General features: G+C 25.5%; 20 protein-coding genes and 1 tRNA gene. 4 read left to right on the top strand and 17 right to left on the bottom strand.

What is annotated here, in order from left to right:
• Positions 1 to 552: 552 nt before the first annotated feature.
• Positions 553 to 1,737, bottom strand: a complete 1,185-nt coding sequence (locus tag EXC36_RS00270) for a hypothetical protein (protein WP_010924861.1) — start codon at positions 1,735 to 1,737, stop codon at positions 553 to 555.
• A gap of 198 nt (positions 1,738 to 1,935) precedes the next feature.
• On the opposite strand from EXC36_RS00270, the gene EXC36_RS00265 reads away from it, so the two are divergent.
• A complete protein-coding gene (locus tag EXC36_RS00265; protein WP_129689964.1) occupies positions 1,936 to 4,062 on the top strand; it encodes a bifunctional metallophosphatase/5'-nucleotidase in 2,127 nt (708 codons plus the stop codon).
• Positions 4,063 to 4,150: 88 nt separating this feature from the next.
• Here EXC36_RS00265 and EXC36_RS00260 read toward each other — a convergent pair.
• From EXC36_RS00260 to fmt, 10 genes are all read right to left on the bottom strand, one after another.
• A tRNA-His gene (locus tag EXC36_RS00260) sits at positions 4,151 to 4,226 on the bottom strand.
• 38 nt (positions 4,227 to 4,264) lie between these two features.
• Positions 4,265 to 4,933, bottom strand: a complete 669-nt coding sequence (gene rsmI, locus EXC36_RS00255; RefSeq protein WP_010924858.1) for a 16S rRNA (cytidine(1402)-2'-O)-methyltransferase — start codon at positions 4,931 to 4,933, stop codon at positions 4,265 to 4,267.
• Positions 4,926 to 5,819, bottom strand: coding sequence for an AAA family ATPase (locus EXC36_RS00250; RefSeq protein ID WP_010924857.1), 894 nt, complete (start codon positions 5,817 to 5,819; stop codon positions 4,926 to 4,928). The genes rsmI and EXC36_RS00250 overlap by 8 nt, the downstream gene beginning before the upstream one ends.
• Positions 5,820 to 5,835: 16 nt before the next feature.
• Positions 5,836 to 6,501, bottom strand: coding sequence for a dTMP kinase (tmk, locus tag EXC36_RS00245; protein WP_041364280.1), 666 nt, complete (start codon positions 6,499 to 6,501; stop codon positions 5,836 to 5,838).
• A 22-nt stretch (positions 6,502 to 6,523) separates the two neighbouring features.
• Positions 6,524 to 7,099 (bottom strand): recombination mediator RecR, encoded by a 576-nt coding sequence (gene recR / locus EXC36_RS00240; RefSeq protein WP_129689962.1) that lies wholly within the window; start codon positions 7,097 to 7,099, stop codon positions 6,524 to 6,526.
• A 12-nt stretch (positions 7,100 to 7,111) separates the two neighbouring features.
• Positions 7,112 to 7,405, bottom strand: coding sequence for a YbaB/EbfC family nucleoid-associated protein (locus tag EXC36_RS00235; protein ID WP_041363888.1), 294 nt, complete (start codon positions 7,403 to 7,405; stop codon positions 7,112 to 7,114).
• A gap of 1 nt (position 7,406) precedes the next feature.
• Positions 7,407 to 9,854 (bottom strand): DNA polymerase III subunit gamma/tau, encoded by a 2,448-nt coding sequence (dnaX, locus tag EXC36_RS00230; protein WP_083801823.1) that lies wholly within the window; start codon positions 9,852 to 9,854, stop codon positions 7,407 to 7,409.
• A gap of 153 nt (positions 9,855 to 10,007) precedes the next feature.
• Positions 10,008 to 10,946, bottom strand: coding sequence for a YwaF family protein (locus EXC36_RS00225; RefSeq protein ID WP_129689960.1), 939 nt, complete (start codon positions 10,944 to 10,946; stop codon positions 10,008 to 10,010).
• A gap of 122 nt (positions 10,947 to 11,068) precedes the next feature.
• Positions 11,069 to 12,115, bottom strand: a complete 1,047-nt coding sequence (gene gap / locus EXC36_RS00220) for a type I glyceraldehyde-3-phosphate dehydrogenase (RefSeq protein WP_083801822.1) — start codon at positions 12,113 to 12,115, stop codon at positions 11,069 to 11,071.
• A 31-nt stretch (positions 12,116 to 12,146) separates the two neighbouring features.
• On the bottom strand, positions 12,147 to 13,016 hold the full coding sequence (gene fmt / locus EXC36_RS00215) for a methionyl-tRNA formyltransferase (protein WP_010924849.1): 870 nt from the start codon (positions 13,014 to 13,016) through the stop codon (positions 12,147 to 12,149).
• Positions 13,017 to 13,120: 104 nt separating this feature from the next.
• On the opposite strand from fmt, the gene dcm_N reads away from it, so the two are divergent.
• Genes dcm_N through EXC36_RS00205 form a run of 3 tightly spaced genes read left to right on the top strand, consistent with a single transcriptional unit; the run spans position 13,121 to position 15,541 of the window.
• On the top strand, positions 13,121 to 13,495 hold the full coding sequence (gene dcm_N, locus EXC36_RS04015) for a DNA (cytosine-5-)-methyltransferase N-terminal subunit (protein ID WP_223212135.1): 375 nt from the start codon (positions 13,121 to 13,123) through the stop codon (positions 13,493 to 13,495).
• Positions 13,449 to 14,333 carry a DNA (cytosine-5-)-methyltransferase gene (dcm, locus tag EXC36_RS00210; protein ID WP_223212134.1) on the top strand — a complete coding sequence of 295 codons (885 nt, stop codon included), beginning with the start codon at positions 13,449 to 13,451 and terminating at the stop codon, positions 14,331 to 14,333. The genes dcm_N and dcm overlap by 47 nt, the downstream gene beginning before the upstream one ends.
• The gene (locus tag EXC36_RS00205) at positions 14,315 to 15,541 is read left to right on the top strand and encodes an MAG4270 family putative restriction endonuclease (RefSeq protein WP_010924846.1); all 1,227 of its coding nucleotides are present in this window, start codon (positions 14,315 to 14,317) and stop codon (positions 15,539 to 15,541) included. Before dcm ends, EXC36_RS00205 begins: the two co-directional genes overlap by 19 nt.
• A 24-nt stretch (positions 15,542 to 15,565) precedes the next feature.
• Here EXC36_RS00205 and EXC36_RS00200 read toward each other — a convergent pair whose 3' ends face one another.
• The 6 genes from EXC36_RS00200 to EXC36_RS00175 form a co-directional block, all read right to left on the bottom strand.
• The gene (locus EXC36_RS00200; RefSeq protein WP_010924845.1) at positions 15,566 to 16,405 is read right to left on the bottom strand and encodes an ATP-binding cassette domain-containing protein; all 840 of its coding nucleotides are present in this window, start codon (positions 16,403 to 16,405) and stop codon (positions 15,566 to 15,568) included.
• A gap of 56 nt (positions 16,406 to 16,461) precedes the next feature.
• Positions 16,462 to 17,181 (bottom strand): hypothetical protein, encoded by a 720-nt coding sequence (locus tag EXC36_RS00195; protein ID WP_010924844.1) that lies wholly within the window; start codon positions 17,179 to 17,181, stop codon positions 16,462 to 16,464.
• Positions 17,156 to 18,757: an ATP-binding cassette domain-containing protein gene (locus EXC36_RS00190; RefSeq protein WP_129689958.1), complete on the bottom strand. Its 1,602-nt coding sequence runs from the start codon at positions 18,755 to 18,757 to the stop codon at positions 17,156 to 17,158. Before EXC36_RS00190 ends, EXC36_RS00195 begins: the two co-directional genes overlap by 26 nt.
• A gap of 291 nt (positions 18,758 to 19,048) precedes the next feature.
• Complete coding sequence (locus EXC36_RS00185) at positions 19,049 to 19,852, bottom strand: alpha/beta fold hydrolase (RefSeq protein ID WP_010924842.1); 804 nt, start codon at positions 19,850 to 19,852, stop codon at positions 19,049 to 19,051.
• A 23-nt stretch (positions 19,853 to 19,875) separates the two neighbouring features.
• Complete coding sequence (locus tag EXC36_RS00180; protein ID WP_010924841.1) at positions 19,876 to 20,697, bottom strand: alpha/beta fold hydrolase; 822 nt, start codon at positions 20,695 to 20,697, stop codon at positions 19,876 to 19,878.
• Between the two features lie 3 nt (positions 20,698 to 20,700).
• On the bottom strand, positions 20,701 to 21,522 hold the full coding sequence (locus EXC36_RS00175; RefSeq protein ID WP_010924840.1) for an alpha/beta fold hydrolase: 822 nt from the start codon (positions 21,520 to 21,522) through the stop codon (positions 20,701 to 20,703).
• Position 21,523: the final 1 nt, after the last annotated feature.

Below are 21,523 nucleotides of genomic sequence, written 5' to 3'. Positions count from 1 at the left end.
ATAAATTAAAACAAAAAAATAATATTTAAAATACTTATAACATCTCAACTTTTTGACTTATTTTTCATTCCAGTATCGATCACAATTTTTCATTATTCTATTAATGAATATACATTTCAAATTTTTAAACTAAATATGTTTTTGTTTTTATGAAATGATTTTTTATTTTTTTGATCTTGAGTATTATTTTTTTCTTTATGATAAGAAATTTTTTGGTTTGTAAAATTAAAGATTTTTTTTGTTTTTTAAAGAATTTAATTTTGTACTAAAACATGCATTTTTTTATCTTAGTTTTGCATCATAAAATGTCTTAAAAAATGAAATCATTTCTTTCTTGCTCTTATATTTAGTTACTTGAGAATCACCCCTATATTAAAGGAGATTATTTTATTCTTTTTTAATTTGTTTAAATGTTTAATATTGATAATTAAAATTGGATTTTAATAATGGATTGAAATAATATGTTTCTAAAATAAAAACATCATCAAAAACAATAAAAACACTCTTAAAAAAATTTAAGAGTATCATTCATATTTTTTTCTATTTTAAAACTTAGCTTGTTTTATTAAATTTTACTTTGAATTTAATATTTGTAAGTTTTCACTCTCTAATTCTGTCTAAGTATTTTGTTCTATCTTCTGGTTTTTTAATTCAACCTCAGTGACTAATAAATGAAATAGTTAAATCAGCTTCAATTTCAACTTCACCTTGATCATTTAGTGTTAAGCTCTCTTTTTCTTTGGTTTTATCAGTTAATTCAAATTTTAATTCTTCAACAGCTCTACCAACTCTAGCTTTTGGAAAATCACCGTGAGTTTTAGAGGCATCATTTAATTTTGCATTTGTTTCATAAAGTTTTATTAACTGATGAATTTTTGATTCAGGAAGTGTATATTTAATTCCAATGATTTTAGGATCATTTTTTTCAGTATCAGTTAATTCAATTTTTTGATTTTCACCAGAAACATTTTTAAAAATGAATTTTTCATTTTCATCGATGTTGCCTTTTAAAGGCCAGTTTGGACTTTGGTGACCATGTTGAGCAACTTTAAAATATTGATTTAAATAATTTATTACTTTTGAAGCTTCAATTTTATTATTTACAATTGAATCATTGCTAACTGTTAATTTAGTTAAATCAATGACTGGATTTTTTGTTGTTGCTTGAAGTGTGCTTGAATCAACTTTTCGATAATCATCTAATTTGATTTTTAATTCACCACTGATTTCAATAACATTTTTATCTTTTTTAATAATTACAAATTTTAAATTTTCAGTGACTATTGGATTTTTGTATGTACTTTTTACAAAGTCATTGTCAATATTTTTATTTGTATCAACATTTGTTGAAATATAAACTTTGTCAATATCTTCAGATTTTATTTTTAGCTGATCTTTTGAATCTAATAGATTATTAACATGCTCTACAAATTTACTTTGACTTGAAAGGGAATTATTTGCTTTGATTCCTAAGTTTTTGTAAATTCCTAAAATCATCACACTTTTTCTAACAGGAAGTCCTGCTCTTGTTGTTACATTTTCAGTACTAAAATCAAAAACTGCTTTAGCTGATAAATACTTTTCGTGATCAGTTTGTTTGTCTTTTGAAATAAAAGATAGAACTTGTCTTTGGATTTGATTTTTTCCATTGTCATTGATTTTACAAGCGATTGTAGCTAAGGCTGGCACACCAATCAAAAAAGGCAAGCCAAAAGTTAATAAAAATTTTTTATGCATTTGTTTCCTTTTCTATTTTTGGACAAACTTAAAAATTATAATTTTTAAGGTAGTTAAATTATAAATGGGCTCTAGCAATTATTCTTAGAATTTCACTATTTTTTTAGACTTTTTTAAATTAAGTGAAATTTTAAAAAACTCAATTGTATAATTAAATTTTATTGATTACATTTTTACAAAAAAAAGGAGTTAAATTTTATGAAATTAAGAAAAAAATTATTCTTGGTAATGTCTTCTTTTTTAGCCATTCCAACAATTTTTACAGTAGCAACTAGTTGCAATGTTAGTAAGATAGAAAAACCAAAAACCGAAGAAAAAACCACTCAAGTTAATAAAACTAAAACTGACACAGAATTAAGAGAAGAATATTTCAAAATTTTAAAAAATTACAATGAAAAATTGTCCTCTTTAGCTAAAAAACATCAAGACATTTATAAGGAAATTAATGGATTAGACAAAAAGCATGATAAAAAATCTCTTGAATATAGATCAGCTTTAAGTGCACAAAAAGATTTATTGTTTTCAATTTATGCTGAATACCAAAACAATCTTAAGCCCTTAGTGCAAAATTTAAATTCACTTAATAAACAAATTAGAGATAGTGAAAAAAAATCTCACTTAAAATCAGTGAAAATTTTTCATACAAATGATGAACATGGAAGATTAAAAACAGATACTGGAAGATTTAGTAATTATGTAGGTTTTGAAGCAATTTCAGAATTTTTAAGTGATAAAAATCGTGATTTACTAATCTCAGCTGGTGATTTAATACAAGGACTTCCATTGTCAGATTTTGACAAGGGTGAAACAATTTCAAAAATTGCTAAACATTTGAAATATGATTCACTAACAATTGGAAATCATGAATTTGATTTTGGTTTAGAACATATTAAAAAATTAAATGAATATAACTCTAAATTAGATAATGGAAAAGCTAGTCCTTTTCTTTCTGCAAATATTTATTATAAAGACTATGAAGGTAAAGTTGCTCCAGCAAATTATGATCAATCAAAAGTAGGCCAAAGAGTTTTTAAACCATATTTAATTAAAAATTTGGAAAATGGTTTAAAAGTAGCAATTATTGCAATAACAACTCCAGATACAGCTTATACTTCAAGCCCAAAAAATTCAGTTTTAGTAGAATTTAGAGATCCAGTAACTGAAGCTAAAAAAGTTATAGCTGAAATTAAGCAAAAAGAAAATGTTGATTTAATTATTGCCACAACTCACCTAGGAATTGGAAGAGATAGAGTCGAGTGAGACTCTTCAACTTTAATATCAAAAGTTAAAGATATTGACTTATTAATAGATGGCCACTCTCATACTTATATTCCAATTAAAAATCAAAAGTATGTTTATGATAAAAGATATTTAACTCAAACTGAAGCTTATAGTAAATATATTGGTGAAATTGATATTGTTTTTGATACTAAAACTAAAACAATTTCAAGAGTTGAACAGTCTCTAAGAAATGTCAATGAAGTTTTAGTTGCAAATGCAAACTATACCTCTGAAGTAATTAGGTTACTAGAGGATTTATATAACGTTGAAAACAATATTGAATTATTTACAACTGAGCAAAGTTTTAGACACACCGAAGATGTAGTCATTGGTGGAAATACTTATATTTCAGGAAGAACAAAAGCTACTCCTTTAGGAGTTTTATGAGCTAATTCCTTAGCTCATGCAGCTACTTTAGCTAAGTTCTGAGAGGCAAATTCAACTAATGAAAATTTAGCTGCTGCAACTTTAGACAATCACATTGCCTTAGTAAATGGTGGTGGATTAAGAGTTGATTTAAAAACTGGAAAAATTAAAAAAGGTGATCTAGTTGCCATTGCTCCTTTTGGTAATAACTCTGTTACTTTAAAAGTTAATGGAACAGTTCTAAAACAAGCCATTACTCATGGACTTCAAAAGGGACAAACAGGAGGATTTTCTCAGCTTTCTTCAAATGTGAGTTATGAAGCTATAGTTGAAAAAACTCTAGTACAAGGAAGCAAAAAATACCAATACAAAGTTAAGAAAATTCAAATTAATGGAAAAGACATAGATGAAAATCAAATCTATTACATTACAACTAATGACTTTATTTCTATTGGTGGAGATGGTTATACAATGCTAAATCTTGATGATCCAGGAAATAAAAATAAAATTGTTAAAGTCTTAGAATTAAATTCTCAAGTTGAAATCTTTACAAGCTACTTTGAAAAATATCAAAATCCTAATGATGAGGCTAAAAAAGAATTGTTTGGATATCAAGTAAATGAGGTTAATAAACCAGAATTTTTAGCAAAACAAAAAATAATTTTTCCAGCTCAATAATGCTAGAAACTTAAAAAAATAATTTTAAACAAAGTTCATTTTTAAATGATGAACTTTGTTTTTTGTTTTAGAAAAAAGCATAAAAAAATGGGGTGAATAACGGGATTCGAACCCGCGAATGTCGGAACCACAACCCGATGCGTTGACCCCTTCGCCATATTCACCACAAACAAAAAGAATTATACATTAAATATCAAAAATGCTAAGCTTGTTTTATAAAAAAAATAAGTGTAAATTCACCCTTAATACTCTCACCTAGCTGGTCAATAATTTCATCAATTGTTCCAGTGTAGTCGTTTTCAAATTTTTTAGTTAACTCTCTTGTCAAAAATACCTCTACATTCAAACCAAAAACTTCTTTTAAATCCTTTAAGGTTTGAATCAATTTATACTTTGAAACATAGCTAATATAACTGATTCCAGCACTAAGTTTTTTAAGTTCATTTTTTCTTTTGCCAGTTTTATCATTTAAAAATCCTAAAAAACTAAAAGGAAGTGGAAATGATGATTTTACAAAAGCCATGCTAAAGGCTGAAACTCCAGGAATTACTTCAAGGTCGATATTTTTTTTCTTAGCTTCTCTAATTAACAAAAATCCAGGATCAGAAATAACAGGCATTCCAGAGTCACTTATTAAAGCTACATCACTGCCTGATTCAACAAGTTCAAAAATGTAATTAAGTTTTGATTTTTCATTAAATTTGTGATAAGAAAAAAGTGGTTTATTAATTTGATAATGGTTTAATAAAATCTTACTTACTCGCGTATCTTCGCAAGCTATATAATCAACTTTTTTAAGTGTTTCTAGAGCCCTTAGAGTAATATCTGATAAATTACCTATGGGAGTGCCTACAATATAAATTTTAGCCATAAATATCCATAATTGAAATCATCAACTTTTCCTTTAAAATAAAGAAATTAAGTGATGTTTGAGTCTTTTTAAAAAATGAGTCAAATATCAAAGAAACCTCTGAAAAGTTGATGTTCATTAATTTTAATTTTTCAAAAGTATTTTTAATTTTTGGAATCTTAAAATTTTTATCCTCACTTCAAATTAACTTAAATAAAATATGAGCTAACTTTGAGATAAACTGGCAATTTTTTTTGTTTAAATTTTTCTCTAAAAATAAAACTAAGCTATATTTACTTTTTCTACTTTGACCAATGGCTTTAATAAAATCTTTAATCAAATTATCATTTTCTAAGTTAATCATTTTTGCAAGATCTTCTTTGTTTTTGTAAATTTCTAAATAGATTTTTTCAAATTCACTTTGGTAATTTAGACTTTTAACAAAAGCCTTTAATTCTTGAATGTCAGGTTGGTTTACTCCAATGATTTGACAGCGTGAGCGAATAGTTGAGATGATGCTATGAAAATTGTTTGTAACTAGCAAAATCACCACGTTAGGTGAGGGCTCTTCTAAAGTTTTTAAAAGTGCATTAATCATTTGTTTAGAAGATTTTTCAATGTCCTTAATTATTAAGATCTTTTTTTGTCCTCCAACAATTGGAGAAAGAGATATTTTTTTCAAAGAAACAATTAAATTTTCTTTTGAAACATCACCTTCATCTAAGAGTAAAACATTGATTGGTAAAGTCTCTTTATTTAGATTTTCTAATTGTAATTTTAAAAATTTATTTACAAAATATAAAACATAATAATTAAGATCAACATTAGCGCTTGATTTAATAATATAAGAGTGAGAAATCTTATTTGTTTTTTCTAAATTATCAATGTATTTAATTGCACTATTCATAGTTTTATTTTAAATCCTAACTAAAAAAATCTTTGTATATTGGATGAGTTTGAAAAGTCTTGTGATCTTTTAAAATTTTTAAAACACTTTCAAAAATTTCTTCTTGATTTTTGCTTGCATCTATGACAAAAATTCTCTTTTGAAATTCTGGATAAGAAGCTAAAAAATCATAGCCTTTTATTACCTTTTGATAAAAAGAATTTTCTTCTTTTTCAAGACGATCTTCATCTTCTTGTCTTGCTTTTCTTCGCTCCATTGATTCTTCATAACTGATTTTTAAAATAAAAGTAATATCAGGATATTTTTTATCAGTTGCAAGTTCATTTAAGAGTTTAATTTTTTCAAAACCTAAATCTCTACCAAAGGCTTGATAGGCAAAAGATGAATCTACAAAGCGATCACAAAAAACCACTTTGTTTTTTGCTAAGTTGGGAAGAATTACTTTATCAAGATGAATTCTTCTAGCCGAAGAATATAAAAAAGCTTCAGCTATTGGGCTTAAGTTACTTTCTTTGTTTAGAATCAAATGTCTAATAGTTTGAATTTCAGGACTTTTTCTTCCACCTGGCTCTCATGTAAAAGTGCACTTTCCTTGCAAATTTTTTTGCACTACATGTGCTTTTAATTTTGCAAGTAAACTTGTTTTACCTGAAGCGTCTATTCCCTCAAAAGTTATAAACATTTGATCCTCCTCTTTGTCGCTTTTATTTTCTATTTTCAAAAGACAAATTAAGCGTTATTGGGTCTATATATTCAATTTGTGAATTAATTGGAAGACCTTGAGCTAATTTAGTAACTTTTAAAGCAACCTCTTCTAAAATAACTTTAATGTAATTACTAGTTATTTGTCCTTCAATAGTTGGATTGAGTGCAATTATAATTTCTTCAAAATTACTTGCATAATGAAGGAGTTTATCTTTTCACTTTGGTTCATTGGCATTTTTAACATTTTCAATGAGGTTTTTAATGATAAAGTATTTTCCTCGATAAATCCCAAGTTTTTCAAATTTCAATGCATCACTTGTAGTTTCAAAAATCATAAGTTGTTTGTTTCTGGATTTATCCATACAAAAATGGCAAATGTTATTTGATTGTAGAAAATTACAATTTTGACATTCTTTAATGTTTTTCTTTAAATCAACAATGGAATTGATAATTTGTTCAACTTCATTTTCATTTTGTTTTAATAAAAAAAAGCTAATTTTCTCAGCTTGTTTTGTTCCAACTCCAGGAAGCTTTTTAAGATTTAATATTAAATTATCAATATACTGGTTTTTCATTTTTAAAAACTTTTAAAATGGCAATTTACCACTTGGAATTTGCTTTTCAATTTCCTTGTGAGCCTCATCAATTTTTTCCATAGCTTCATTAAAAGCTAAAAGCAATAAATCCTCTAGGATGTCTTTATCCTCTGGATCAACTAATGCTTCATTAATATCAATTTTTAAAACTTCTCTTTTACCATTTAATACAAGAGTTAGCCCTTGTTTTTCAATTGTAAACTCTTTTTTATAAAGCTCTTTTTCCTTAAGCTCAATTTCACTTTGCATTTTTTTAGCTTGTTTTAACATTTCATTTATATTCATATTATTCACCTCTTTTTTTTGTTGTTATGTTACCAAAAATTTTTGAAAAAAATTGGGTTGCTTTTTTATCTACATTTTCAATTTCAATTTTTTTTATCTCTGGAACAGGAATTTTTTTGTTTTTAATATCTTGTCATTTAATTTTAGCTAATTTTCAAAGACTCTCTGTAATTGGAAAAACATATTTTGGATAGCCATATAAATCATTAATAAAATTTTTAAATTCAACTTTTTCTATTGATTCAAGTAAGTTAAAAATATCTAAGTTGATTTCAGAAGAGACAACCACAAAATTTTTGTTTGCAGCAACGCAATGAACTGCTGAAAAAAAATGAGCATACTTTCTAAATCTTGGATTTGCCAAAAAGTTATTTGCATTTTGAATTGCCATTTTTGACTCTTCTCTATAGTTAGCATTGTCATGTTGTAAAAACATATTTATAACTTCATCAACGCTATATTTATCTTCATTAACTTTTTCAATTACAACATCTTGACTCTCTGTAGTTGTAGTAGTTGTTTTTGTTTTATCTACTTTAATTTCTTCAGTTGTTTTTTTATAAAGATTATCAACTTTTACTCTCTCTAAAATTGGCTTTTCTTCTGTAAAAAATAAATCAGATGTTTTTAGTTTTTCTTTAGTTGTATAATCAAATTGATTTGTATCAATTATTTCATTTTCTTTGCTTGAATTATCAGTGTAAAAATCTCCTTGATCCACTTCAATTTCTTGGCTTTTTTTACTTAATTCTATTTTTAAAGTTTCAAGAATTTCTTTAACAGAACTATCTTGCTCTTTTGTAAAATTTTCATTTGCTTTTTCTTGATTTTTTAAAGTGGCATTTATGGTTTTTGTAAGGTTAGTTTCATGAGGAATTTCATTTTTAGCACTAAATAAAAAATCTTCAATTTTACGTTGATTTGATTGAGCGCTACTATCTTGATTTTTTAAATAATTCTCAAGTGAAAATTCTCCAGTTGATATTAAATTATCATCTTCAAAATTGTTATCAATTTCTGAGGTAATGATGTTTTGATCTAACTCAGATATGCTAGCTTCATTTTCATTTAAATTTGTAATTATTTCATTTGTTTTTGAAATCAAATCAGTGTTGCTTTGTTGTTTATGATTTTGGGTTTTATCTCAGCTATTATTAGTTTTTTCTTTCAATTTTAAATCCATTTCTCCACTATTTAAAATTTGGGTAAGACTTTGAGCCTCTTCATCTTCTGAAGTTTCTAAAATAGATGTTTCTATGGTGTTTGTTCCAATGGATCCTTTTGAAGCACTTGCATAGTTTAAAAGTTCATCTTTAATTTTTTCATTATCTATTGAGTTTTGAATTATTTTTAGTTTTTCATTTTCATTTTCTTTTTCTTCTTCTTGACCAATTTTTTTATGAACTTTAATAATCAATATTTCAATTGCATCAAAAGGCATTTCAGAAATTCTTAAAAACTCAAGAGTCTTCATGGCCTCTTCAATGATGAAATAACTTTTTTGTAAATCTATTTTAATAAGATCAATTTCATCAAAGCTTAAAAGAGCTAAAAAAGAAAGGTTATTAGTTTTTTTAAAAACAATAAAGTCTTTAATTATGTTGATTAAAGATATTAATAAATATTCAGGATCTGCTCCATTTTTTTTAAACTCATCTAAATTATTAATGGCCTCATAAAGATTAAAAACAGTGTTATTAATTAAGTTAATAACTGATTCATTTGAACTTATGCCAAATGAAGTTATTAAATTTTTAAGAGTAATTTTTCCTTGACCATAAATGGAAGCTTGATCTGCAATGGAAAGGGCATCTCTAAAGCTTCCTGAAGCTAGAGATGCTATGTAAACTAACGACTTAGGTTCATAGTTAATTTTTTCTTTTTCAAGAATATTGGCTAAATGACCAATGATGACATCGTTGGAAATTCTTCTAAAGTTAAAGCGTTGAACTCTTGAAAGAATTGTATTGGGTATTTTGTGAGACTCAGTTGTAGCAAAAATAAAAATTACATGTTTAGGGGGTTCTTCCAAAGATTTTAAAAGAGCATTAAAAGCAGATTTAGTAAACATATGAACTTCATCGATGATGTAGATTCGATATTCTCCTTTTAAAGGCAGAGATTTTAACTCTTCATTTAATCTTCTTACATCATCGACACTATTATTTGAAGCGGCATCCATTTCAATTATGTCAATATTTTTATTGCTATTTTCAATACAAATTTGACATGGATTAAAATCATCATTTTTGTGAATACAATTAAGAGCTGTTGCAAAAATTTTTGCAACAGAAGTTTTACCAGTTCCTCTTGGTCCGTTGAATAAATAACCATGAGAAATCTTGTTTGTTAAAATAATATTTTTTAGAGTTGCAACAATATGATCTTGTCCATTAACTTCATCAAAAGTTGTTGGACGATACACTCTATATAATGCCTTATAATTCATTTTTAATACTCCAGAAGTTATATCATTAATAATAATATAGAATTTTAAACTCAATAATAGCAAAAAGTATTTGCTATTTTATAACTTTGCATAATTTATCTTGTTTATTTTGCATAAAATAATTAAAAACCAACTTATTGAAGTTGGCTTTTTTTATGCATTTTTGTTTTGTACTTTTTTGAATTTATTTGAAAATTCTTTATAGCTATCTACAAAAAACATTCAGTTAAATGAAGGGATAATTTTAATTGTCAGTTTTTTGTTAACATAAATAATTCTGACTTTGTCTTGTAAAAAATAAATAATCAAAATAACTGTAGTTGCAGCAAAGCCAATAAAGCTAAAAGTAAAGACATGAAATGGTCAAGAAGAAGCTTTTCCAAGAATTGATGAATAAGTTGTATTGATTGAATCAATTGATAGATAAAATCAATTACTTTGTCATGAAGGATCACTATTAGATGAAAGGATGTAATTTAAAACAAAAATACTTAGTGCAATTGAAAATCCTACAAAAAACATTGCTAGATAATTTGAAAAAGTTATTTTTTGCCCAAAAGCAATAAAAACAAAAATTGGAACAAAAAAACCAATTGTATGAATTAATAGAAAATCTCAATATATATATGAATCAATACCTATTGAAACTCCTCCTCTTGCTTGTCAATATTCATTATTACTTAAATCAGGTAAAACTAGACCAACAAAAGCAGAGATAATTGAGGTGTATCCAATGTAGTTAATTCATCTTATTTTTTTTGTATATAAACAAAACATTAAACTAAAAACTAAGATTCTACATAAATGAAGTGGTAAATATTCTCATTTGTTTGGATAATTTGAGCCAATTAAAACATAAAGCCTTACTACATTTAAAACTAGAATTAAAGATGCACTTGAGTAAATGAAGATGTTTCTTGGAGAGAGTGTTTTTCTTCCGTCTATGGAATTAAAATATTGAAAAACTTTATCTTTAAAAAGCCATAGTCCAAAAGCAATAACTAAAAAGCTAACTCAAAAAATATTAAAAAATATAAAAGAAGCCCCTTCAAAAGATAATTGATTACCCTGCCATTTAAAAAATCCTCTCATCTATAACCTCCTAGTTTTCGCACATTTAAGATACAATTTTACCTTTTTTAAAGAAAAAAATAAAAAAATATTTTCCTAAAGGTCAAATTTTAGAAAAATATTTTCAAAAAAAGTCTTGTTAGTTATTTTTTACCAAAAGCTAGTGCTGTTCTAACAAATTGGCTAACAAATGAAGCTTCATTGTCATATCATGCATAAAGTTTGTATAGTTTATTTTCACCGCTTCCAATAATTTTGGTTAACTTAGAATCAAAAATTGATCCATAGCTTGATCCAATAATATCTGAAGAAACAAGTGGATCTTCAGAGTATTCAAATGATTCTGAAGCATATTTTTTAATTGCTGCATTAAGTTCTTCAACTGATTTAGGATCTTTTTCTAATTGAACAGCTAAGTCAACAAGTGAACCTGTAATAACAGGAACTCTTATAGCAACTCCATCTAATTTACCAACAGCTGAAGGAACAACTAAACCAATTGCCTTTGCAGCTCCTGTTGAAGTAGGCACCATGTTTTGAGCAGCTGCTCTTGCTCTTCTTAGATCATTGTGTGGTGCATCTTGTAATCTTTGATCTGCTGTGTAGGCATGAGTTGTTGTCATAGAACCTGTTAGAATTCCATATTCTTTTTCAAGCGCATTTACAAGTGGAGCCAAGCAGTTTGTTGTACATGAAGCAGCTGAGACAATTTTATCCTCTGAAGAAAGAGAAGAGTCATTAACTCCATAAACAATAGTTTTAACATCTGAGCCACTTGGAGCTGAAATAAGAACTCTTTTAGCCCCTGCATCAAGGTGAACTTGAGATTTTTCTTTTGAAGCAAACATTCCTGTACACTCTAGAACAAGGTCAATTTCCAATTTTCCTCAAGGTAAGTTTCTTGGGTCTCTTTCTGCAAAAACTAGAACTTCTTTTGAATCTACTGAAAATCCTTTTTCTGTTAATTCAACTTTTGAGTTAAATCTTCCATATGCTGTGTCAAATTTTAATAAGTGCATTAAAGTTGAAGATTGAGTTAAGTCATTTACTGCAACAATTTCCACTTCATTTTTGTGTTTTTCAACTAATCTTTTAAAAGTTAGTCTTCCGATTCTTCCGAATCCATTAATAGCTATTCTGATCACTAATATCTCCTTAAAAAAATAATAATTATTTGTTTTACATATCATCAATTTACATCTTAATAATAATTAGTTTTTATTATATAACACTATTGAAAAATAGTAGATTAAAATTTAATTTAACTCTTTTTTTTCCTTCAAATTGATATTCATAACAATAAATTTTTTGACCTTGAACTTCAACTACAAAAGCATTTTTAACCAAAGAAGTTGTTGCTCTAAAAATTTTGACTCTTTTTCCATCTTTTATTAAATAAGCTCCTGGATTTAAACTAAAAGCTCTAACTTTATTTATAAAATCTTTTACACTTAATTTATCAACTTCAAGAAGAGCATCTTCTTTTAGCAGTTTTGGACTTAAACTTACTTTTTCTTCATCTTGGACTATTTCACTAAAGTCTTTTTGATAAATCTGCTCAAGTCAAAGGACAATGTTTTTAGAGGCTATTTTTGACATTTGCAAAAATAGATCATCTGCATTTTCATTTCCGTTTAATTTTATTTTTGCAATTTTTAAAATATTACCAGCATCCATTTTTTTAGTCATATAAATTAGTGATATTCCAGTTTCATCATCTCCATTTAAAAGAGCATGTTGAATAGGAGCTGCTCCTCTATATTTTGGAAGTAAAGATCCATGGACATTTAAAGATGCTATTTTTGGTAAATTTAAAATTTTTTCAGGAATGTATTGTCCATAGGCAGCTGTTAAAAAAAAGTCAAATTCTAAGTCTTTTATTTGATCATAAATAGTTGAAATTTTTTCAGGATCATAAACTTTAATATCATATTTTTGTGCTAATTTTTTAACAGGTGAAGCCTCAAGAGAATATCCCCTGTTTTTTGGTTTATCAGGTTGAGTAATAATTGCTACAATTTCAAATTTTTTAATTAGTTCTTCAAAGATTGGAACTGAAAATTCTGGTGTTCCTGCAAGTAGTAATTTCATAGTTTTGAAATTATACTTAAAATTTTTTCTATAGATATTTTTGTTTTAAAAAGCCTTTGCTTAGCAAAAGCATAAATTAAACGCGCTATAATTCAAATAATTTTATGAGAAAAGAAATAAAATTATTCGAAACCTTTGCAGGAATTGGTTCTCAATATCAAGCGCTAAAAAACATTTCAAAAAAACTCAACTTTAAAGCAGTATCTTTAGGTGCAGTTGAGTGATATATTGATGCAATAATTTCTTATCAAATAATTCATTATGGCAAAATGGAAATTGAAAAAAATTTAACCAAAAATCAAATGAATGAAAGGCTAAAAAATTTTATTCTTTCAGCTGATAGCAAAGCGCCAGTAAAAGCAAATTATTTTTTAAAAATGAATGAGGAAAAATTGAGAAAAATTTTTCCATATTTAAATTCATTTTTAAACAATGTTGTTCCTAAGATTAATTCACACACACACACACACACACACTAACTTCAGTGATATCACAAAGTTAAATTCAATTCCAAAAGACATCGATATTTTTACATATTCATTTCCTTGTCAAGACATCTCACAGCAAGGTAAACAAAAAGGTTTACAACAAGGAAGCAGAAGCTCACTTCTTTTTGAAATTGAAAGGCTTTTAATTAATTCCAAAAATCATTTACCTAAGTTTTTGATTTTAGAAAATGTCAAAGCTTTGTCACATAAAAAATTTGAAAATGATTTGAAATTATGAATTGACAAACTTGAGAAATTAGGTTATAAATCAGAGTGGAAAATTTTGAATTCAGCTGATTATAATTCTTGCCAAAATCGTCAAAGATTTTTTATGGTCTCTAGCTTTGATCTTTCAAAATTTAAATGACCAGAAAAAAGATCAAGAAAAAAAGATTTATCAACATTACTTAATAACAAATATACAAAAACACAAGACTATGAAAAATTTGAATTTCTTTTAAAGCATCAAAGAAGTGAATTTTCTATTACAAAAAATAACATTTGAAAATCACATATAAAAAATTATACAAATTTTAATTCAGAGGCTTTTTTGTATTTGCCAAAAGAAGTAGGCCCTACTTTAACTGCATCAGGAGCTAATTCAAGAATTAAATTTTTCTTTGATGAAGATGGTAATCAAAAAATTAGAGCAATGAATGCACTAGAGGCTTATCAATACATGGGTTTTGATTTAGATAAAGCAAAACAAGTACAAGAAGAAAATTTAATTTCTCAAACAAAAATAATTTACACATGTGGAAATTCAATTTCTGTTGAAGTTTTAGAATCGCTTTTTGAAGAAGTTGTTAAATGCTTAATAAAAAATTAAAAAATAATAGTAAATTAGAGCTTTTGGAATATGGTTATAGATGATCATCTTTTGAGTTTGTATCAAGCAATTTTGATCTAGAAGACAATAGATCAAAATTTTTGGGACAAATAAAATTTATACATGATAAAAATGGAATAATTTATGATTACATAATTGAATTTAAAAGCTTAAGTATTGATATTTACACAACTAAATCATGATTTGAAAATAAGAACAAAAATTACTTGCGAAGAAAGGCATTATTTGAAAAATTAGAGCCTCTTTTTAAACAAGAAATAAGACCTGAAAAAGGTCTTAGAAATAAAGTTGTTGAATTATCAGAAAATAATCTAAAAATATTCAATAACTTTATCAATTATAAAACTCAAAATTTAAATTTAGAAACACTAAAGTCAATAATAGCTTTAATTAGAGGAAACAATCCTTCAGGGGAAATTCAAAATCACAAATCAGGTCAAATGCTTTTAGTATATAAAAATAAAAAATATAATTTTGTTACATTTTTTAAGCTATTCAAAAATAAGAATACAAATGTAAATAAAAAGCAAGCAAATATGATTTATGAAAGTGAAAATTTAAAAGATGATTATCTTGAAAGTGTAAGTGAAATAACCAAAAAAATATTTTTTGATTTTAACCAAAATTTAACAGTTGATGAATTTAAAATTATTGAAAAAAATATTGAATTACAAATGAAAAAAACTTTTCATTCATTTCAAAAAATTGATCAAGATATTCACAAACAAAGAAGAAAATTTAGAACAAATAATGAAAATACTTTTAGTTGAAAATATACTCCTGATTTAGAAAAAGCTCATATTTTACCAGTGAGTTATTCTAAGAAAAAATTAATGGAAATAGTCTTTAGTTCTTCTTTTAAACATAAATATCATGATAGTGTTTTTGAAAGTGATGAATATCAAAAATTTTTAGGTTTTATTAGTGATAAATACAACTTTTTATTTTTACACAAAACAATGCATTTTCTTTTTGATAAATTATCTTTTACATATAGTGCTAATTCAGGAAAAATTAAAAAAATAATAATTGATGAATTAGATGAAAATAACATTGAAAATTTCTTCAAAAAATATGAGAATTTAAGAGAGTATTTTTCAACAATTCCTAAAGAATATTTGTCTCCTGAAAGAAAAAAATTTTTAGAGTTAAGGCAAAAATATATAGATGAAATATTGAATATTTAATGATTAAAAAATTTAAAGATGTTTTTAATTTTTAAGATGAATTTTTTTCAAATCTAAAACTTCATCAAATTTATTTTTTTGTTCATCATTTAAATGATGACTTACATAAATTAAAGTTTTAGTTTTATCATTTAATAAGTTATTTAAAATTACATCAATGTTATTTTTATCAAGGTTTGCAAGGGCCTCATCCAAGAGAATAAAGTCTTTGTTGTGAAAAAACATTCTAGCTAAATTAACTCTTTGTTTTTGACCTAAAGAAAGTGAATTTTCTATATCGAAATTTTGATCATTTAAATCTTTATTAGCTAATTCATCTTTTAAATTTGTTAGTGTTAATGAATGGTCCAATTTTTCTTTTTGATTTTGTTGATCCATTGCAATATTATTTACAATGCTATCTTTAAAAAGGAAAAAATCATTTGACAAGTATGTAATTTTATTTCTTAAAAAATCATCATTAACATCTTTTATTTCTTTATTGTTAATTTTTACAGATCCTTCATAATTTAAATTCAAACCTAAAAGAATTTTTAATAGTGTACTTTTACCACTTCCTGAAGGGCCAACTATTGCATATTTTTTTCCTAATGAAAAAGTGTAATTAAAATTATCAAAAACTTGATTTTTGTCAAATTGAATTTTTAAATTTTGTAATTGAATTTCTTTAATATTTTCATTAAATACAGGATTTTTATCTTCTTTTAAATTTAAGTTCATCTCATCTAATGCAGGTTGAGTACTTTTGTATTCAGAAATATTTGAAAATAAATTAGGAATAAAATTTGAAAAAGTAGGAATTGATCCAACAAAGAAAATAAAACTACCAATAGTTATAATTTCTTTATAAACTAAAAACGCCATTATTATTTGTGCAGCTATGTTGACAAATAAAATAGAGTATTTAGAAACAAATTCAATTATTGATTCAATGTTTTGATATTTGTTGTTTTTTTAAATCATTTTATATTTTCATTTTCAACTTGCTTTGCTATTAGTTTTTGTTTGTTTGAAAAATAAAAGCGAGAAAAACCATTTAATAAATCTTCTAGTTTTGTATAAAAATGCTCTTCGGAATTGTTTCTTTTTTCTAGATATTCTTTTTTCCTTTTTGTTAAAAAAATTAATGGTAATCCAGAGACTAAAATTATACAAAGCATAAAAGTTAAAGTTCAATAACTAAACAAGGCAAAAGATAACAAAGCAAAGACAATTAAAGTTAAAAAAGTTGAAATTATGTTGACAATAAGAACAAATCTATTAGCAACCATTCTTGAATTTCTAGCTATTATCAAAAAGTATTTTGATCCATTAAAATCATTGATATATTCATAGTTTGATTTTATGAATTGCTCTTCGATTTTTCTAATTGTTAGGGATATAATTTTGTGCGTTAATTTTCATTTTCATGTTTGCATAAATCAAGAAAAAATAAGAGCTAATAAATAAAAACTAACATAATAAATTATTTGATAGTAAAGATTTTTTAAACTAGAATCACCACTAATTAAAGCTTTGTCAAAGTATTCTACTAAATATGCAAAAGGCACTTCTAAAGCAAGTGATAATAAACTTGCTGAAGCAGATACAATTAAAAAAAATAGAAATAGAAATTTAGATTGTTGTCATAGTTTTTTCACTTAAATCTCCTATCTCATTCATTCTTATAATTTCATCATAATCATTGTTGTTTTCATCTAGATGGTGTGTTACATTTATTAACAACAAATCTTTGTTGGAAAAAAGTTGCTTTGAAAGTGCTTCGACATTATTTTTGTCTAAATTTGAAAGAGCTTCATCTAAAATTAAAAAGTTTTTATTTCTATAAAAATGGATAGCAAAATTAATTCTTTGCTTTTCCCCTGTAGATAAATTTTCAAAAGAGTCTTTTTGACTAAATTTATCAAGAATTTTTTTGCTTAATTGAGCTTTTTTTAATGCTTCATAGGCACTTGTTTCGTTGTTAGTCTCTCATAAAGTTACATTATTGTAAATGCTATCTTTAAAGATAAATTCAGTTGAATCAAGAAAAGTAAAAGAGTTGTAATAAGGGGTTTTGTCAATGGATTTTAAATCTTTGCCATCAACTAGAATTTTTCCTTCATAATTTTCGATATTTTTTGTTAATATGTCAATCAGTGTTGATTTTCCACTTCCTGAAGGACCAACTATTGCATATTTTTTACCAATTTCAAAAACAAAATTAAAATTATCAAAAATTTTCTTTTCTTCATTTTCATATCCAAAAGTTAAATTTTTAATTTCTATCTTTTTAAAATTAATTTCTGAAATGTTTTCATTTAAATTAACAATCTTTTTATCTTTATTTGAAAATTTTAAATATGGTAGATGGCTAAAAAACATAATGACTTCTCCTCCAAAGTCTCTAGCTCTATCACCTGTAATAAAAAATAAATTAATAATTAAAAAAGTTGAATAATCTAATTGAACTATTTTTTGTTCAATTATTAACACAATAGATATAAATATAAAAACTATAAATGCTAAAATTTGTGCAAAACTCTGAAAAAGTTCTACAAAAATTAAAATTTTATATTTTTTTAATGCACTATCTAAAAAATCTCTAGTTTGTTTTTCTAATTTAAAGAAGAAAAACTTGTTTTTTCCAAATAAATAATAAGCTTTGTATTTTGAAAATGATCTATTGATATTTTCATGATTTTGACCAAAAATCTTATAGATATTTTCATATTGTTTTCTTGAAATTCTTGAAAATAAAAAATATGGAATTATATTCAAAAATATAATTATAGAAATAGCAATTGCTCCAATAATAGGATTTATAACAAAAAAGAAAATAATAGAAATTGTTAAAAAAGAAAGTGAGTAGATTAAATTATGAGATTTGGAAAAAGTATTTTCAAATCCAAAATCATTAAAATTTTTGATTTCAGAAATATAATGAGATTTTCCATTTATTTTAAAATCACTGTTTTTTTCTTTAGATATATTTTCAACTAAATCAAAAATCAAGTCACTATTTATCTTGTTTAAAAATTTATTTTTTGTAAATCTAGATAAAAGGAAAATAATTACACCCAAACAAAAAAGTACAATATTTACTATTAAAACCAAGTACAAATCATTTATGTTTTTTGTAATACCTGCAGCATAAATTAATTGTGAACTTAGGTAAATAACTACTACTGCATCAAGAGCTAATAAAATGTATAAGAAATAGCTAATAAAAGACAAAAAAGGATATTTTTTTAAATATTTAAAAAATTGTATTTTATCTCCTTTTTTATAGTATTCTTAAGTTTACATTATTTTTTTAAGTACAATTGATTTTAATAAATGTAAGGAAGATTAAATGCTAAGTAACTATGTTAATGAGAACAACTATGATTTAATAAATGAAGCATTGCTTGCTTTTAGAATAAGAATCACAATTGATATAAAAATAGGTAAATAAAGTTTTATAACCAAGAAAATTTTGTACAAAAAAACTATCTAGATAAATAGATAGTTTTTTGTTTTTGATTTTTAGTTTTCTAAAAATGTGTGAATTTCTTTTCAATAATCTTTTGGATTTTCAACCATTGGCATATGTCCTGATTTGGCTATGTAAACTATTTTTACATTTTTTTGATTTTTAAAACACTCTACCGTTCCTTGAGTTGGAACTAGTCTATCATCTTCACCAACAATTAATAAAGTTGGGGCTTGAATTTTATCAATTCCTTCTTGAATTAATTGTCCAAATCTTTTCATACGATTTGGATCAACCATTATTCTAAGATGTTTCATTTTTTGAAGTTCATCATAGTAGCTTTTAATTGCAAATTCATATGCTTGCTCTGTTTGAAAAAAATCTTTTGCATTATAGTAAAGACTATCAATAACTACTTTAGTATCTTCAATAGTATTTGGCATCATTTTAATTATGTGTTCTACTTTTTGATCAGTTGAAATAACTTCACGATTGGCAGGGTTAACCAATATTATTTTTTTAACAAGTGATTTAGGTAAAATTCCTTGAAGAATGGTTGTAATTCCCCCTCCCATTGAATGACCCATTAAAATTACACTATCAAGTTTTAGCTCTTCGATAAATTCTTTGTAAAAATGAGCGTAGTATTCGCCTGCTAATTCTACTGGGTCTTTAAATGGACTATCTCCATGTCCAGGAACATTGATTGCAAAGACATTGTAATCTGGAAAGTGTTTTACTATGTCTAGATGATTTTCAAATCTAGATGTAAAACCATGTAAAAAAAGAATATTTCCTTTTGGTTCTGGTACATAAATTCTTAGTTGTTTACACTCACTGATTTTTGTTTGATTCATTTTTTTCTCCTAGTTTTTAAAATTTATTTATTTAGAAAATCAAAAATTTGGCTTCAATAGACAAATGGATTTTCTAAATGTGGCATATGTCCTGTTTTAGGAATAATAATTGTTTTTACATGTGGATGATCTTTAAAATTTTCAATAGTTTTTTCACTTGGAACTAGTTTGTCATTTTCACCAACAATTAATAAAGTTGGTGCTTGAATTTTTTGAATTGACTGACTATTTAGTTTTCCGATTCTAGCTCTTAGTTTTAAATCAAGCATTGATTTTAAATGCTTTAGATTTGCAAGTGATTTATAGTAATCATTTAAATAAAGATCATAGTTTTCTTGTGTTTTAAAAAAGCTCTTTGCATCATAGAAAAGTCTGTTAACTATTTCTTTAGAATCTTCAATGCTTTCAGGAATCATTTTTGAAATATCATTTGCATTTTGATTAGTTAAATACTCTTGTGGATCAAAGTCTTTTTTTCTACTACATGGATTTACTAAAATGATTTTTTCAACCATGTCTTTTGGTAAGAGGCTTTGTAAAATTATGGCAATTCCTCCACCCATTGAAATTCCATAAAGTATAACTTTGTCTAGTTTTAACTCTTCAATAAATTCTTTATAAAAATGTGCAAAAGCTTCAGAGTTTAATTCACTTTCATCTTTAAAAGGACTTTCACCATGACCTGGAATGTTGATTGCAAAAACATTGTAGTCTTTTAGATTTTTTAAGTTTTTTAAATGGTTTTCAAATCTAGATGTAAAGCCATGTAAATAGACAACATTTCCTTTTGGTTCAGGAACATAAATTCTTAGTTGTTTACACTCACTTATTTTTGTTTTGTGCATATTTTAGCTTTCTAAAAATTGATGAACTTTAGTTCAATATTCTTTTGGATTTTCAACTTGTGGCATGTGTCCAGATTTTGAAATGTAAACAATTTTTACGCTTTTGTGATCTTTGAAATTTTCAACAGTTTGTGCTGTTGGAATCAACTTATCATTTTCACCTACAACTAATAAAGTTGGTGCTTGAATTTTTTCAATTGACTGAGCAATTATTTTTCCAATTCTTAATCTTAATTCAGGTTCAACCATTACTCTTAAGTGTTTGTAATTTAAAAGATTTTCATAGTATCTTTTAACATTGGCTTCAAAGTTTTCTTCTGTTTGAAAAAAGCTTTTTGCATCATAGTAAAGTTTGTTCATGATATCTCTTGTATCATCAACACTAGTTGGAATCATCTTTAAAAGTTCTTTAATATTTTTATCAGCAATAGGCTCAGCTTGGCCATCAGTTTTTTTCCTATTTGAAGGATTAACTAAGATTATTTTTTCAACCATGTCTTTGGGTAAAAGACTTTGTAAAATTATGGCGATTCCTCCACCCATAGATAAGCCATATAAAATAACTTTATCTAATTTTAGCTCCTCAATAAATTCCTTATAAAAATGAGCATATGATTCCATATTTAACTCAGAGCTATCTTCAAAAGGACTTTCACCATGTCCAGGAACATTAATGGCAAAAAAGTTATAATCTTTTAAATTTTCAACATTATCAAAATGATTTTCAAATCTAGATGTAAAACCATGTAAATAAAGAATGTTTCCTTTTGGATTAGGCACATAAATTCTTAGTTGTTTACATTGACTTATTTTTGTTTTGTGCATT

This window comes from Mycoplasmopsis pulmonis, from assembly GCF_900660575.1.
Classification (GTDB): domain Bacteria; phylum Bacillota_I; class Bacilli_A; order Mycoplasmatales; family Metamycoplasmataceae; genus Mycoplasmopsis_B; species Mycoplasmopsis_B pulmonis.
The sequence above is the reverse complement of the archived record's forward strand: the minus strand, read 5'-3'. Positions and strand labels throughout refer to the sequence as shown.